16 protein-coding genes are annotated in these 14,771 nt (G+C 45.3%); 13 read left to right on the top strand and 3 right to left on the bottom strand.

Annotated features, from left to right (window positions below; genetic code table 11):
- Positions 1–125: 125 nt before the first annotated feature.
- Positions 126–1,040: a helix-turn-helix transcriptional regulator gene (locus tag BLA28_RS21730; RefSeq protein WP_071699450.1), complete on the bottom strand. Its 915-nt coding sequence runs from the start codon at positions 1,038–1,040 to the stop codon at positions 126–128.
- Between the two features lie 166 nt (positions 1,041–1,206).
- On the opposite strand from BLA28_RS21730, the gene BLA28_RS21725 reads away from it, so the two are divergent.
- Entirely contained in the window at positions 1,207–1,704 is a 498-nt protein-coding gene (locus BLA28_RS21725) for a GNAT family N-acetyltransferase (RefSeq protein WP_044965298.1), read from the top strand.
- A 74-nt stretch (positions 1,705–1,778) separates the two neighbouring features.
- Here the strand turns inward: BLA28_RS21725 and BLA28_RS21720 are convergent, their stop codons facing one another.
- On the bottom strand, positions 1,779–2,636 hold the full coding sequence (locus BLA28_RS21720; RefSeq protein ID WP_071699449.1) for an AraC family transcriptional regulator: 858 nt from the start codon (positions 2,634–2,636) through the stop codon (positions 1,779–1,781).
- Positions 2,637–2,717: 81 nt separating this feature from the next.
- Positions 2,718–3,497, bottom strand: coding sequence for a sugar phosphate isomerase/epimerase family protein (locus BLA28_RS21715; RefSeq protein ID WP_071699448.1), 780 nt, complete (start codon positions 3,495–3,497; stop codon positions 2,718–2,720).
- Between the two features lie 194 nt (positions 3,498–3,691).
- Between BLA28_RS21715 and BLA28_RS21710 the strand changes: the two genes are divergently transcribed.
- The 12 genes from BLA28_RS21710 (at position 3,692) to BLA28_RS21655 (ending at position 14,757) form a co-directional block, all read left to right on the top strand.
- Positions 3,692–4,408: a LytR/AlgR family response regulator transcription factor gene (locus BLA28_RS21710; protein ID WP_044965303.1), complete on the top strand. Its 717-nt coding sequence runs from the start codon at positions 3,692–3,694 to the stop codon at positions 4,406–4,408.
- Positions 4,405–5,715, top strand: a complete 1,311-nt coding sequence (locus tag BLA28_RS21705; RefSeq protein ID WP_071699447.1) for a sensor histidine kinase — start codon at positions 4,405–4,407, stop codon at positions 5,713–5,715. Before BLA28_RS21710 ends, BLA28_RS21705 begins: the two co-directional genes overlap by 4 nt.
- A gap of 203 nt (positions 5,716–5,918) precedes the next feature.
- On the top strand, positions 5,919–6,533 hold the full coding sequence (locus BLA28_RS21700) for a hypothetical protein (RefSeq protein ID WP_071699446.1): 615 nt from the start codon (positions 5,919–5,921) through the stop codon (positions 6,531–6,533).
- A 288-nt stretch (positions 6,534–6,821) separates the two neighbouring features.
- The gene (locus BLA28_RS21695; RefSeq protein ID WP_071699445.1) at positions 6,822–7,793 is read left to right on the top strand and encodes a hypothetical protein; all 972 of its coding nucleotides are present in this window, start codon (positions 6,822–6,824) and stop codon (positions 7,791–7,793) included.
- Between the two features lie 258 nt (positions 7,794–8,051).
- On the top strand, positions 8,052–8,453 hold the full coding sequence (locus tag BLA28_RS21690) for a NifB/NifX family molybdenum-iron cluster-binding protein (protein WP_071699444.1): 402 nt from the start codon (positions 8,052–8,054) through the stop codon (positions 8,451–8,453).
- Positions 8,454–8,660: 207 nt separating this feature from the next.
- Positions 8,661–9,062: a hypothetical protein gene (locus BLA28_RS21685; protein WP_071699443.1), complete on the top strand. Its 402-nt coding sequence runs from the start codon at positions 8,661–8,663 to the stop codon at positions 9,060–9,062.
- A 74-nt stretch (positions 9,063–9,136) separates the two neighbouring features.
- On the top strand, positions 9,137–9,694 hold the full coding sequence (locus BLA28_RS21680; RefSeq protein WP_071699442.1) for a GNAT family N-acetyltransferase: 558 nt from the start codon (positions 9,137–9,139) through the stop codon (positions 9,692–9,694).
- Positions 9,695–9,934: 240 nt separating this feature from the next.
- Complete coding sequence (locus BLA28_RS21675) at positions 9,935–11,329, top strand: S1C family serine protease (protein WP_071699441.1); 1,395 nt, start codon at positions 9,935–9,937, stop codon at positions 11,327–11,329.
- 65 nt (positions 11,330–11,394) lie between these two features.
- A complete protein-coding gene (locus tag BLA28_RS21670) occupies positions 11,395–12,339 on the top strand; it encodes a 3'-5' exoribonuclease YhaM family protein (protein ID WP_044965347.1) in 945 nt (314 codons plus the stop codon).
- Between the two features lie 6 nt (positions 12,340–12,345).
- A complete protein-coding gene (gene rlmD / locus BLA28_RS21665; RefSeq protein ID WP_071699440.1) occupies positions 12,346–13,776 on the top strand; it encodes a 23S rRNA (uracil(1939)-C(5))-methyltransferase RlmD in 1,431 nt (476 codons plus the stop codon).
- A 6-nt stretch (positions 13,777–13,782) separates the two neighbouring features.
- Positions 13,783–14,154, top strand: coding sequence for a hypothetical protein (locus BLA28_RS21660; RefSeq protein ID WP_071699439.1), 372 nt, complete (start codon positions 13,783–13,785; stop codon positions 14,152–14,154).
- Positions 14,155–14,388: 234 nt separating this feature from the next.
- Complete coding sequence (locus BLA28_RS21655; RefSeq protein ID WP_081365644.1) at positions 14,389–14,757, top strand: DNA/RNA helicase domain-containing protein; 369 nt, start codon at positions 14,389–14,391, stop codon at positions 14,755–14,757.
- Positions 14,758–14,771 lie beyond the last annotated feature (14 nt).

Here is a 14,771-nt window from a genome sequence, read left to right as displayed (position 1 = left end):
CTATGATTTAGCCACAGCCTATCAGTCCGTGCACGTCAACTATTGAAAGCGCCGTGTACCGAACGGTACGCACGGTGCTGTGAGAGGACGGCGGTTAGTCACCGCCTCCTACTCGATTTCCGGCTTTATTTTCCTTCATATAAGGAAATAATTTCTTTCGCAGCATCCAACACGCGCACCCGGATATGTTCCGGCGCCAGGATTTCTACCCCGCTGCCCAGCGACAGAAGGGTGCCGAACCAAAAATGTTCTTTTTCCATGACTTCCAGAAGCATTTCGCAGTCACCGTTTTCATACGTACGAAGGATTTTTCCGTTCAGATATTCGATTGCCTTTGATTTTGCCTCGGATTTACATCGGACAATTACTTCCGTAGAGGGCTGAGGTGATTTCCTGTCGCTTTCACGCAGAATTTCCTCCGGAGAAGCATGCTGTGCAGAAAAAGGCATGTCTGATATTACCGCATCGCTCATACGGATAAGCTTATAGGTTCTGTAATCCTTTTTCACGGTCGAATAAGCGAGAAGATACCAGGCATACCAGCGGTAGATAACGGCTATCGGTTCCACCGTATGTATGCGGGTTACATTCTCCGAATTGGTATAGGTGAAGCTGACAGGATGTTTATCCCGTATAGCAGTCCGCAGTGTTTTCAGAAGTATTTCATCTCCCTCGCGCAGAACGGAAAAATCAAGAATGATGCTGTCATCCTGATTTCTTGCAAGGGAAGAAACCTTTTCCAAAGTCGCGTCAATCTGGGGATTGCCCATGGCAGAGGAAAAACCTTTCAGGGCGGTGAGGATAAAAGAATAGTCCTCCTGGGTCGCTGTGTGCCTGTCCATATGAAAGGCTTCGGAGAGATAATATCCGCCGGAAGCTCCGGTTTCCGCCACGATTGGAATACCGGCCCGGCAGAGGGCGTCGATGTCCCGCTGGATGGTGCGGACGGATACCTCGAATTTCCCGGCAAGCCCGGAAGCAGAGGTCTTTCCGTGATTCAGCAAGTATACGGTTATTGCGTATAATCTGTCAATTTTCATAGGCGGTATATTCCTTAAATGCAATAAGTAAGCGGCGGCTGTTGTTTCCGGCGGCAGGGGATCTATACCTGTATTGTAACATGATTTCCCTGTGAAAATAAGAAGGCTGTTCTTCTTTTCTCATTAATGTTATACTTCATTTATCCGGAAATTTGTGGAGGTATCTATGCTGCGTTTAAGGCCTTATAGAAAAAGTGATGCCGAATATATTGTTACATGGATTAAAGATGAAGTGACTTTCAGAAAATGGAGTGCCGACAGATTTGAAAGCTATCCGATTACTGCGGAAGATGTGAATAAGCTATATGATAACTACGCTTTATTATATGATTTTATCCCGATGACGGCTTTTGATGATGATAAGCCTTCCGGGCACCTGTTTATGCGTTTTACGGATTCTGATAAAAAAGAGCTGCGCTTTGGATTTGTTATCGTAGATAATGCAAAAAGAGGGATGGGCTATGGGAAAGAGCTGCTGACCCTGTCGCTGCAGTATGCGTTTGAACTGTTGATGGCACAAAAAGTAACGCTTGGCGTATTCGAAAATAATCGGCCAGCGTATTGCTGTTATAGATCCGTTGGATTCAAGGATACGGGGGAAAGAGAGAACTACCATATCCTTCAGGAAGACTGGAAGTGTCTGGAACTGGAGATAAGCAGATGATATCGGGGATGCTCATAAATCAGGGGCAGGCAGTGTTCTGCTTGCCCCTGTTAGATCCTGGAAAGAAATTCTGTTTATTTCTGTCTGACAGGAACCCATATTTCACAATAATATTTTTCATCCTGAGTCCCGTTCGTATAATCGGCAGGGTCATTGTACATTTCGATATGATATCCTGCCGCTATCTCATAGTCCTGACAGCCCGGCAGCCATTCTCTGAATATTTTCCCATGTACATCCGGTATGGTTTGGGAAGAGTCGCCGGTGCAGGGGAAAACGGCCCATGTATGCCCCGGGATAACTCTTGTGGTAAGTCCATCGGGAATTTCCCGGACGGGGTCATAATTATCCGCAATCATAAATTCGAACTCATTACTTCCCATTTTTTCATCAATGGAAATACCGTACTGGCTGCTGATAAGCTGGTTCTTTCCTGTCTGATAAAATTCTGTCCATAATCCGGGAACCGCGCTGGCGGCATCTTCGTACTTGAATACCTTTGATACACCGATAACGGTAAAAGCTTCTTTTTTCACAATTTTGTAATCCATGGTATAGCCTCCTTCTAATGTAAGCTTGATTTTCAGGGGAGCGAAAGCTTTTATGATCGTTTCGCCTTTTCTTACAGAAGTGGGAGTGGCCCCGTGGAAACGGGTGAATGCCTTGGTAAAGCTGTCGGGAGAATCATAGCCGTACCGGAGCGCAATATCAATAATTTTCCAGTCGGTGGATACAAGCTCGCTGCCGGCAAGCGTAAGTCTGCGCTTTTTGATATATTCCCCGACGGTAAATCCGCAAAGCATAGCGAACCCTTTTTGAAAATAGAACGGTGAAATCATAGCCTGGTCCGCAATGTCTTCGATGGTGAGATCTTCCGTGATATTGTCCTCGATATAGCTAATCGCTTTACTGATGCATTCTGTCCATTCCATGCCGGGCACCTCCTGTCTGTATATGAAGCATACAATAGTTGGATGGGAGCATCCCGATTTCCTGTGCTTTGTTTTGTCTGCTTATTGCAGCTGTAATAAGCGCTGATAAGCGGAGGATAAAAAAGCGGCCGGGGATAAATCTTTGTAGATCAGGCTTTTGTGATGCTCGCGGTTAAAATCTACTTCTAATGTTAAATAAGGGATGTCTCTGCATTTTTTCAGCTTTTCTTTTAAAGTATCCCAATCAATATTGCCGTCATAGGGAAGCAGATGGGTATCGTCATCTCCCCAGTTATCATCAAGATGTACGGCAAATAATTTGTCCCCGTAACGGGACAGGCAGTCGGCCTGGGGATGATTATAGTTTTCGTGCCCACTGTCATAGCAAAAACCCAGGCGGTCGGACTGCAGTTCTTTATAGATATAATCAAGATGGCTGATGCTGTCAAGGTTTTCAAGCGCCAGGTTAACCTGTTTTTGTTCGGCAAGATCCACAAGCCTTTTGATACGGTCGATACCAAGCTGGGTAACGGGAGGTCTGGACGACAAGCGGGTAACATGAATGACTGCAGTAGGGATATCATGGCGGCGGCAATCTTCAATACAGGAAAGCAGCTGATTCAGATAGGAATCACCGTCAATATTATCGAGCCACAGAGCATTCGGATTATCGGCAGGTGCATGTACATAGTCAATTTCCAAACCAAGCCTGCGGGTCATTTCAGGCTGGCGGTTTTTATCTTCAAATTCATCACCCCACCACAGAGCGGTGGCATCAAAACCTGCATTCTTTATTAATTCCAGACGTTCCTGCAGCGGTAAGGGGTAGCTGAACCAGGAAAATATGCTTAGACCTTTCATAGAGTTCCTTTCTTCTGAGGAGAGGGGCAACGACATTGAGTTAATTGACTTTATTCTAGCATATAAAAGGTGGGAATTCTATCGGGGAGTATACCTGCAAACATCCTTTTGCGCCCAAAAAGATGCCATTTAGGGACAAAATTAACAAATATGATGCAATTTACTGTTAAAATACAAAAAAAGGAGGCGATGAATTGGTCAGAATAGCATTGGTGGATGACGATATCGAATTCCACGCTTTATTCAGTAAATATATAAGGAATTTTTTCCATAAAAATAATATACTTCACGAACTGAGGCTATATAATTGTCCTGAGACCCTGCGTTATGATTTGAAGGAGGGGCGGCAGTCTGATCTTTACTTTCTGGACATTGAAATGCCTGAGATGAACGGCTTTGAACTGGCAAAATTCATGCGGAAGGAAGCGCCTTCCTCCATGCTGGTTTTTCTCACCTCTCATTTGGAATATGCCGTAGAGGGGTATGAGGTACAGGCCTTCGGCTATATCCCAAAAAATCTGCTCAGTGAAAAAATAGAAGGAACTTTGGAAAGATTTCTGACCGAAATGCGTAAGAAGACGAGAAAGGCTTATGTAATAGAGGGCGGCTCCAGATTTGAACGTGTGGAATATGAAGATATCGTATATATGTATAAAGACAAAAAGAATACGGTTTTTGTTTTGATGGACAGGCAGATTTCATTCAGGAAACCTCTGCGGGAAGTATTCGATGAAGTGGATTCGGACTGCTTTATGTACATAGAACGGGGATATGTGGTAAATATAGAACATATTATAAGGCTTGTGGACAAGGATCTGGAACTCAGAGACGGTTCCACACTGCATATTGGAAGAACTTTTGTAAAGAAAGTGAAAAAGACCATACTTCATTTTTGGAAGGACAGGATATGACAGGATTTCAAATTATCCAGGCTTTGCTTACGATTACGGAGATATCCGGACTTTTTTATTTATTTTTTCTGATGTACGAAAGAAGAAACACAAGGCTATGGAGCAGCCTGCTTCTGGGAAGCTTAATCGCCGGTTTTTGTGCTTCGGCAATATTCCAGCGCGGTGAGGTTGCCATGTATTCCCGGTATTTTATGCTGTTTTGTATAGGAGTGACCGTAATCCTGCTGAAATTGTTCTTTCGTCTGAAAACATCAGACGGATTTATCATAACGGCATTATACTATGAAACAATTTATTTTCTGGATATCATACTGGGTTACCTGGGACAGTTATTAAGCGGCAGAACAGAGTTTATTATTACGGCACAGCTTCATGTAAATCGTGATCGAATTATAATCATGGTATTAAGCAGATTAATCACATTGATTATTATTTTGCTGATCATTTGCAACAGGGGCAGGTTCCGGTTATTGCTTACCAAGTATAAGTTGATTGTATTTATTCTGGTGGTTTTGGAATATATAGGCTTATTCTATTGTGATGAGATTTTAAATATAACTGTTTACAGGAATAAACGAATCGATATTTACTTTGTCTTTTTCCCTTTATTAATCCTGTTTATATTAGTGACGATGATTGTATTCGTATTATATATAGAAAAGAAAAATGAAGTGAAATTATTTCAAACCCATAATAATATGGTGAAAAAGAGTTATCGGGAGATGCTGTACCTGTATCAGAACCGGGACAGGATTTTTCACGATATGCAGAATCACATACTGATTCTGTCTTCTATGCTGGAGGAGAACAATCTGGAGGCTGCTAAAAATTATATCTCTAAAATACAGGATCCCATTAAAGAATTACAGCAGAAGAAATATACCGGAAATCATATAGTCAACATTATTATGAATGATAAAATGAAGAAAGCGGAAAGGTGCGCTATTACGGTAAATATAAGGGAACTGGAGGTGTATGAAAATAATATAGAGGATATCGACTGGTGCTGTATGCTGGCGAACCTTCTGGATAATGCGATAGAGGGATGCCAGAAGATTGCAGAAAACAAAAGGAAAATAGAGTTATACCTGGTTCAGAGAAACGGCACTATTATTTTGAATATTTCCAATACTTATGGGGGCGACATTGCCGCTGAAGATAATAAATTATTAAGCAGTAAAAAGGATGCTCTGCTGCATGGAATCGGAATGCAGAGTGTGAGGCTTACCGTTGAGAAATATAAGGGGACCTTTGAATATCATTTTACGGAAGAACGCTTTACGGTTAGTATTGCTTTATTTATTTGAATAGAAAAAGGGGAAGGTAAGTATCAGACAATAATGATATTTACCTTTTTTATTTATAGAATGCCATTGAGGCCCGTTTTTTAACCATTGAGGACTATACCGCCACAATCATTTTTTATTTGTTTATAATTAAATATAGGAACAAACAAGATAACTATTGATAGATACAAAATGGTTCATGGGATAAAAGGAGAGGATACAGATTGAAAAGACAAGGTATTATTTTATGTATAACAATTACAGCATTAATCGGCAGCATGTTCTGTACAGGCTGTACAGGAAAGGATACGGAGCCGGCTCAGACTGCCGCTTCCGTACCGGCAGCGACGGAGGAAGGGAATCGTATCATAACGGAGGGGATGCTCTCACCCCAGATTATACCGGATGAATTTACCAGTAAGGTGCTGGACGAAAAAAGCCTGCAGAAGCTTCAGAAGGAACTGGGGGCAGAAACAATATATGACTGTTCCTATAAAGCTGCGGATGACATATATGAAATCTCAAGTGTCGATTCCTATGATAAAAGTATTATTGTTTTCATGAAGGATGGGGAGAAGGGATGGGAGCTGAAAAAAGAGAGTGTTCTGCAGGTAACCTTTTATATGGACGATGAATTTGCAGGGCAGCCGATGGGAGTTGGACTGATTCATGATATGAAGTATGATGATCCGATTGTCTGCGAAGGCATTAGTAATGATGGGGATACTTATTATAATATAGAAATTGCGATAGATGAGGATGGGATGTATTATCCATATATTTTTAATATGTCCGGGAAGTCTGGCGTAGCGAAGCTGTTTGCTGCAGCAGTAAAATAAATCATGTGTCTGTGAAAAGAGTGATATTTATGGAAGAATAAATATTGCTCTTTTTTTCATATGAAAGCAAAAGTAAGGAAGAGCACAGGGAACAGTCAAGAACAAGTTGGTATATGGCTGAGAGCTCCGGAATAAATATATTATTGTATTCCGACATAGAAAAGTCAGAATAGGACATGCAACAGCCATTTACACCCAAAATAATGCCGTTTAAGGTCGGAATGGCAAAACAGATGCTTTTTTCTGTTATAATAAAAAGATAACAAAATACTGGCGGGAGGGGTATTGATGTATCTGGATATATTAGAAGAGCTTCTTGAAAATCAGGCCCAGCTATACAAAAATGCGTATAAAGGGGATTTTTCACAGGTCTGTTATCTTGAGGCGAAGGATAAGGAACACGGCACCTATGATAAAAATTATACCAATCGATTAAGACTGAGCTATTTTCTCCTGTATAAACACATCAATAATGAGGATATCGTGAAAAGGCTTTTCGAGGAAGAACTGAAGGACAGGGAGACAAACAGTTTCCAGGGAATCGGTTCCGCGCTGGAGATATTAACCTTTCTGCTCATGAAATATAACCGGGAAGGGACTTACGACAGCCTGTTTGAGAGGGCCAAAACAGCTAATTTCGACTGCGCCTGCGGTTACACCCCAAATGTGGAAATTTCTTCGGAGCTGGAAGACTGTGACATTTATGACGGCATTTCCATAGCGATCGACATGGGCTGTATGGAATCGGCCAGGAAATTGGTGAAGCTGTGGAAGGAAGACGTTGCATGCTGGGATAAGCGTAATTATGAACGGCTGATTTATTTCAATAAAGATATCAAACGGGAAGAGGAAAATGAGGAACCCCTGAAAGCCCTGGCTGAAATAGCCCGCGCAAAGGGGAAAAATTCGGACATTATAAGCACCTTAAGAAGCCTGCTCCATTACTATATCCAGTTTGACAAAAAGGAACAGGCATACGACTGCTTTCAGCAATTAATACGGGAAGGGGATCTTACGGAAATTTATCATATCCGGCTCTTCGAATACATACTTGAGGATTGCATGGAGCTTATCTGCGAATATAGAGAAAAGGCGGAGGAGCTTTGGAAATGGGCCAGGCCATTTATAATAGAGCGGGCGGGAAATATGTTCGGGAACCTGTATAAAAAGAGTATACTGGCGGCAGAAACAGTTAATGATGATTTTTCCGGGGAGCTGAATTATCAATACCAGGAATGGAAAAAGCGTGTTGGGATATAACTGTGGATTGGATGAAGAATACCTTTTCAGGAATGATACGGGATTAGGCGAATATATTGATACAGGAGAGGAGACGGCAAAACGGTTGGATAAAGGTTTCTGCTATTGTGAATCAATTTGTAAAAAATACAAATAAAAACTGATAATTAACAAAAATATCTGATAATTTTACATTTTTCTGCTCTGACGGAGTTATTGACATATGCCAGAAACCAGAGTAGACTATAGTAAGCAATACAACAACGGAGGCATATCATCATGAAAATAGCAGTAACCTATGAAAATGGACAAGTGTTTCAGCATTTCGGCCATTGTGAAAATTTTAAAATCTACGATGTAAATGACGGAATGATTACAGACTCCCAGGTGGTCAGCGCGGCGGGCAGCGGCCATGGCGCCCTGGCCGGATTCCTGAAGGACAGGGGCGTGGACACTCTGATCTGCGGAGGCATCGGCGGTGGCGCAAGAGCGGCTCTGGGTGAGAGCGGAATCGAATTTTATCCGGGCGTAACCGGGGATGCCGACCAAAATGTGACGGCACTGCTGGCAGGGAAGCTTTACTTCAATCCGGATACCATGTGCAGCCATCACCATGAAGAAGGCCATAACTGCGGGAACCATTCCTGCGGTGAGGAGAAACATGGCTGCGCGGGAAACTAGTAAGGCGGCGGACAAATCAAGACAGTGAAAAGGCGGACGGCTGGAATTAAGCTGTCCGTTTTTTTTCGGATGTTACGGCAATAAAAAGGATCCGTTATAAAAAGGGTATTTCATGCAAAATTGTGTTGAAAAACCTCCGCCTTTTTGCTACCATAGGGAATACGATATAAGCTTTGCAGGAAGCCGCAGCAGAGAGAGGCAGCACCTATGAAAATAATGGAATTTATTAATGCCCACCGGGAAGATGAGGATTACTGTGAATGCCTCATCCATCCCGACGGGGAAGTGGATGAACCGCTTCCGTCCCACATCGGAAGGCTGATTGAGATAGCGGGGGAAGATTCTGCCACTTTGAACGGGCAGATGGAAAAGAACATGGAGCCTCTTTTCTGGATGGTGGAATATACCGGCTGTATGTCCGTCTGGCAGACCAGAGTGGTAGCACCCACACAACCGACGCAGGTCCAGGAGGACGTATTGGAAATGCTCTATGACGCGGCATTCCTTTCCCCTAAATATTTATATGAAAAACCGGACACCGCCTATGCGGAGAGTGTCGGTAAGGCAAGGAAGGCAATTGAGGAGAAAAGAAGGCAGAAGGAAGAATGAGCAGCCGAGCGGAAGAGCGATTCCGCCGGCTGTTCTTGTCAATTTCATAATCATCGGAAAGCAGAGGATACGATATGAAGCATGCAGGTACAAAAACAATCGAAACCGGACGTCTCGTTCTGCGTCCCTTCAGAATAGAGGATGCACAGCCTATGTATGAAAACTGGGCATCAGATCCGGAGGTTACCAAATTCCTTATGTGGCCGACCCACACAAGCGTGGAGGTATCCCGGGAAGTCCTGAAAAGCTGGATCTGTCAATATTCAGATGAAAAATATTACCAATGGGCCATAGTGCTGAAAGAAAACGGTGACATGCCCATCGGAAGCATCGCGGTGGTACACCAGAACGAAGAGATAGGAATGGTACACATCGGCTACTGTATCGGCCGCAGATGGTGGCACCAGGGAGTGACCTCCGAAGCGCTCCGGGCCCTGATCACCTTTTTTATAGAAGAAGTGGGCGTGAACAGGGTGGAATCCAGACATGATTCCAACAACCCCAACTCCGGAAAAGTCATGGAAAAATGCGGTATGATGCTGGAAGGTGTTCTGCGCCAGGCGGACTGGAACAATCAGGGAATCTGCGACAGCTGCATGCACGGCATTCTGGCATCGGACTACTTCGGATAGAAATAAGTACTGGTTTTCCGGCTGTAACCGAAGAAGAAAGCCGATTACCGTTCACGGAGTGAACAGTAACGAAAGCCGGATATCAGCCCCTTCCATGGCTCCCGCAAGCCTTTACAACCAAACCTCAATCGGATATACTGTTAAAGGTAAGCGGCTAAGTTTTCCTTCTTTTCAGAGCGAAAGGAACATAAACTTACCTGTAGAAAAAGTTTCAGACAGGAAAAAGAGGATAGGAAAAGAATGTCAGATAACGAACTGGATCGTAAAGATAAAAAAGCCGGCGGGCCCTCTCAGCCGGAACAGGGAGAGGAGCTTCACCAGCCGGAGGCTGTCTCCGGCACAGCAAACAAAGATATTGATTTTATCAAAGAAAAGGTCAAGGAACGCCCTGTCAACAAAAGAAAGCTGCTCAAACGCACCATTATCACAGCGTCCATGGCGGTGATTTTCGGCCTTATCGCGTGCTTTACCTTTCTGGTGCTTGAGCCTGTTTTCAGCAACTGGCTGTACCCGGAGGAGGATCCTGCGCCCGTACAGCTTCAGGAAGAAGCGGCAAATGAAGAAATGCTTCCCGAGGATATGGTTCTGGAGACAGAAAGCGAAGAGGAAAAAGAAAGTACCCCTGTAACCTCCACCGTCGTCCAGAAAATTGATATGAGCGTTTCCGATTACCAGAAGCTTTACAGCAACCTGTATAAGCTGGTGCAGGACGCCGCCAAATCCATGGTGACCGTAACCGGCGTGGTGTCCGATGTGGACTGGTTCAACAACACCTATGAAAATAAAGGCCAGACCGCAGGCCTGATCGTAGCCGATAACGGCAAGGAACTCATGATCCTTACCGAAAAAGAAACAGTGGAACAGGCCGAAAAAGTGCATGTCACCTTCTGCGACAGCACCCAGGTTACAGCGACCCTGAAACAGTCCGACCCCACCACGGACCTGGCCGTTATCTGCGTCAACCTGACCGATATCGCCGAAGAAACCAAGGAAATAATCAAAGCCGCAAAGCTCGGCAGCTCCAACAGCGGAAGCGGCCTCCTGGCCACACCCGTCATTGCCCTGGGACGCCCCATGGGCAACGTCAGCTCCGTAGCCTACGGCATGATCACTTCCATGGACACCGTGCTGAACCTGACCGACGGCAACTACCGCCTCCTTACCACGGACATATACGGAAGCACAAACGGAAGCGGCGTGCTCATCAACCTGAACGGACAGGTGCTGGGAATAATCAGCCAGCGCAACAACAGCAGCGACGCCAAAAACCTGGTGTCCGCCCTGGGAATAAGCGATTTGAAAAGCAATATCGAGAAGCTGTCCAACGGCCAGGCCATGGCCACCCTGGGCATTTATGGCACTGATGTCCCCGAAGAAATCCAGGAATCACAGGGAGTTCCCGCCGGAGCTTATGTGACCGGCATTGTGATGGATTCCCCCGCCATGGTGGCAGGCATCCAGAGCGGAGACGTCATTGTAAAAATGGGAACGGAGGAAATCACCACCTTCCAGGAATATAATAAGGAAATGATGAGCCTGGTGCCCGACTCCCAGATCACCATCACAATTATGCGCCAGGTACAAGATGAATATCAGGAAATGGCTGTGGATGTCATTCTGGATACTCTGAAATAAATATGGGGCCGCTGAAGGCCGTCCATTTACTAAGGAAAAAAGCCTTCGGGCGGATTGGAGAAAACATGAAATATATTAAAGATTTAAAAGAGGGCGACAGAGTATTTGACATTTACCTCTGTAAACATAAACAGTCTGCCGTTACCAAAAACGGAAAAGCTTATGATAATGTGATCCTTCAGGATAAAACCGGCACCATAGACGCCAAAATATGGGATCCCAACAGCGCGGGAATTGCCGAATTTGACACCCTGGACTACATTGAGGTATACGGCGATGTGAACAGCTTTCAGGGTGCTCTGCAGGTGAGCGTGAAAAGAGTCCGTCTCTGCGAAGAGGGAGAATACGATCCTGCCGACTACCTTCCCGTAAGCTCCAAAAATATAGATGACATGTATAAACAGCTTCTGGGCTTTATCGGCAGTGTGGAAAACCAGTACCTGAAGAAGCTCCTGGAAAGCTTTTTCCTGGAAGACGAGTCCTTCATCAAAGCCTTCCGCATGTCCTCCGCCGCCAAAACCGTACACCACGGCTTTGTGGGAGGCCTGCTGGAACATACCCTGAGCGTAACCAAACTCTGTGAATACTACTGCGCCGCCTATCCCGTACTGAAAAGAGATCTTCTTATCACAGCTGCCATCTGCCACGATATCGGCAAAACCAAAGAGATTTCTCTTTTTCCCGAAAACGATTATACCGATGACGGCCAGCTCTTGGGACACATCGTTATGGGCACAGAGATGATCGGCCAGAAGGCCCGCACCATCCCGGGATTCCCGCCTGTACTGGAAGCCGAGCTCAAACACTGTATCCTGGCCCATCACGGAGAATATGAATACGGCTCCCCCAAAAAGCCCGCAATCATAGAAGCTGCCGCCCTCAACCTGGCCGACAACACGGACGCCAAGATGGAAACCTTCATGGAAGCCCTTCAGAACGCCAAGGACGACGGATGGCTGGGCTATAACCGGCTTTTCGAGTCCAATATCAGGATGACACGGATGGAGTAAATATATATGGATATCAAAAAGAATGACATTCTCACAGTAGAAATAACCGATACCGGCACAGAAGGCGAGGGCATTGGCAAGCTTACACTCCCTGCCCCTGATGCCGCGGACACAGAAGAAAAAGCCGGCGGAAAAGCCGCAGGCTTTACTCTGTTTGTCAAGGATGCGGTCATCGGCGATACCGTACAGGTGAAGGTCATGAAAGCGAAGAAAAACTATGCCTATGCAAAGCTGGAGAAGGTTATTGTGCCTTCTCCTTTTCGCGTTCAGCCTCCCTGTGCCTTCCACCGCCAATGCGGCGGCTGCCAGCTGCAGTCTCTCTCATATGAAAAGCAGCTGGAATTCAAGCAGAATAAAATCAGGAATAACCTGGTGCGGATCGGCGGGTTTGATCCGGAGAAAATCGACGCCTGCATGGAGCCGATTATCGGGATGGAGGATCCCTGGCATTACAGGAATAAGGCCCAGTTTCCTTTCGGATATGATAAAGAAGGGAATGTGGTGACGGGATTTTATGCGGGAAGAAGCCATACGATCATACCTAATACGGACTGTGCGTTAGGGGTGGAGGAAAATCAGCAGATTTTGGAGATTATCCTCAGGTTTATGAAGAAATATGGGGTGTCCGCTTATGAGGAAGTATCCGGGAAAGGGCTGCTGAGACATGTGCTGATCCGGAAAGGGTTTGCCAGCGGACAGCTGATGGTCTGCCTGATTATAAATGGGAAGAAGCTGCCGGAGGAACAGAGACTGGCGGATGAACTGTGGAAGATACCGGGAATGACCAGTGTGTCCGTGAATGTGAATATGGAACGGACAAACGTGATTATGGGAAAGAAGGTCCGGGTTCTTAAAGGAGAAGAGAAGATTGAGGATTCGATCGGGGACGTGGTGTTCCGGATTTCCCCGCTGTCTTTTTATCAGGTGAATCCGGTACAGACACGGAAGCTGTATGGACAGGCTTTGGAGTATGCGGGGCTGACGGGGGAAGAGACAGTTTGGGATCTGTATTGCGGGATTGGGACGATTTCATTGTTTCTGGCGCAGAAGGCTAAAAAGGTGTATGGGGTGGAGATCGTGCCGGAGGCCATTGCGGACGCGAAGGAGAATGCGGTAAGGAATGGGATAACGAACGCGGAATTTTTCGTGGGGAAGGCGGAAGAGGTGCTGCCGCGGAAGTATGAAGAGGATGGGGTTTATGCGGATGTGATCGTGGTGGATCCTCCCAGGAAGGGGTGCGATGAGAAGTGCCTGGAAACGATGGTGCGGATGCGGCCGGGGAGGATTGTGTATGTGAGCTGTGATTCGGCTACTTTGGGGAGGGATTTGAAGTATTTGGGGGAGAATGGGTATGAGATGAAGGCGTGGAGAGGGTGCGATATGTTTCCGGGGACGGTGCATATTGAGACTGTCTGTCTGATGTCTAAGGACAGGTAAATAATTGTGAAAGTTGGTTTTCTTCACGACCTCTATGATGTTGCAGTGTTCTGCGCGAAGCATCAGAGTGGTCAGAGAGTAGAGCTTAGGCGTATAGAAAACAAGCTTCTGATCATTGATGAAGCGCAGAGGGTTTGGAACCCGATCCAGATTGCCATCGCAAAGAAAAACCAGCTTAGCAACGATCAAAAAGCATTCATCATAGAGAAAGAAGTATCAGAGGCGATGCTTGTGCTTCGTGCCGTGTTCAGAGCCGTACATAAAGACAGCATCAGCCGTACAGTCGTGTTTCTTCTGGGATCAGGTCGGAGATATACCTTGGTGAGGAGGATGGCGAGAAATATATCAAGCAGGCCATATCCCATCTCAAAAGTCTGAACATGAAGAATCCGATAAGCCTCAATCTTTATCTGTTCAACGTTTATCCGACCCTTAATAATTCTCTGCGACCGATACAAAACAATGCATTCACTTTCGGCATAGTTGCAAATGGATTCGATACCCTTACACGTTGGGAGTAAGATCGCTACGGGAAAAATGTGCCGGTATCATATCTTGTACTTGATGGCCATCAAGTCCAGAACATTAGCAATTCCGAGCTGAAAGCCTTCTATATCAATTAAGAAGGGAAACGACCTGGACACATTTGCGAGTCAGTTTAACTGCCAGGGACTGGAGCTTGATTACACCATAGTTATTTGGGGGCGAAAGATGCTTCGACGAGGTGACAAGTGGGAAATTTCAAAGGATGCAGTTGGAACGCTTGATAGTTACTGCAAAAAGATTGATGATTTAAAAAATCAGTACCCGGAACTCGATTCTGTTCTCAACGTGGACAAAGATCAGATCCGGGATACATTCATCAAGAACTGTTACAGAGTTCTGCTGACAAGGTCAAGAATTTCAACCTACATTTATGTGGAGGATCAGGAGACCTACTTATATTTAAAAAGCATTATCGAGGCATGTAAAACAGATTGAAACCACAGAATAAT

The sequence above is a fragment of the Eisenbergiella tayi genome (assembly GCF_001881565.1).
In the GTDB taxonomy this organism is placed as follows: Bacteria; Bacillota; Clostridia; order Lachnospirales; family Lachnospiraceae; genus Eisenbergiella; species Eisenbergiella tayi.
This window is presented reverse-complemented; position numbering and strand designations above follow the sequence as displayed.

Coding starts and splice junctions, on each gene's coding strand:
- BLA28_RS21675 (WP_071699441.1), top strand. CDS start 9,935: ATGTCAGATAACGAACTGGATCGTAAAGATAAAAAAGCCGGCGGGCCC.
- BLA28_RS21670 (WP_044965347.1), top strand. CDS start 11,395: ATGAAATATATTAAAGATTTAAAAGAGGGCGACAGAGTATTTGACATT.
- rlmD (WP_071699440.1), top strand. CDS start 12,346: ATGGATATCAAAAAGAATGACATTCTCACAGTAGAAATAACCGATACC.
- BLA28_RS21705 (WP_071699447.1), top strand. CDS start 4,405: ATGACAGGATTTCAAATTATCCAGGCTTTGCTTACGATTACGGAGATA.
- BLA28_RS21695 (WP_071699445.1), top strand. CDS start 6,822: ATGTATCTGGATATATTAGAAGAGCTTCTTGAAAATCAGGCCCAGCTA.
- BLA28_RS21715 (WP_071699448.1), bottom strand. CDS start 3,497: ATGAAAGGTCTAAGCATATTTTCCTGGTTCAGCTACCCCTTACCGCTG.
- BLA28_RS21680 (WP_071699442.1), top strand. CDS start 9,137: ATGAAGCATGCAGGTACAAAAACAATCGAAACCGGACGTCTCGTTCTG.
- BLA28_RS21730 (WP_071699450.1), bottom strand. CDS start 1,040: ATGAAAATTGACAGATTATACGCAATAACCGTATACTTGCTGAATCAC.
- BLA28_RS21725 (WP_044965298.1), top strand. CDS start 1,207: ATGCTGCGTTTAAGGCCTTATAGAAAAAGTGATGCCGAATATATTGTT.
- BLA28_RS21685 (WP_071699443.1), top strand. CDS start 8,661: ATGAAAATAATGGAATTTATTAATGCCCACCGGGAAGATGAGGATTAC.
- BLA28_RS21690 (WP_071699444.1), top strand. CDS start 8,052: ATGAAAATAGCAGTAACCTATGAAAATGGACAAGTGTTTCAGCATTTC.
- BLA28_RS21720 (WP_071699449.1), bottom strand. CDS start 2,636: ATGGAATGGACAGAATGCATCAGTAAAGCGATTAGCTATATCGAGGAC.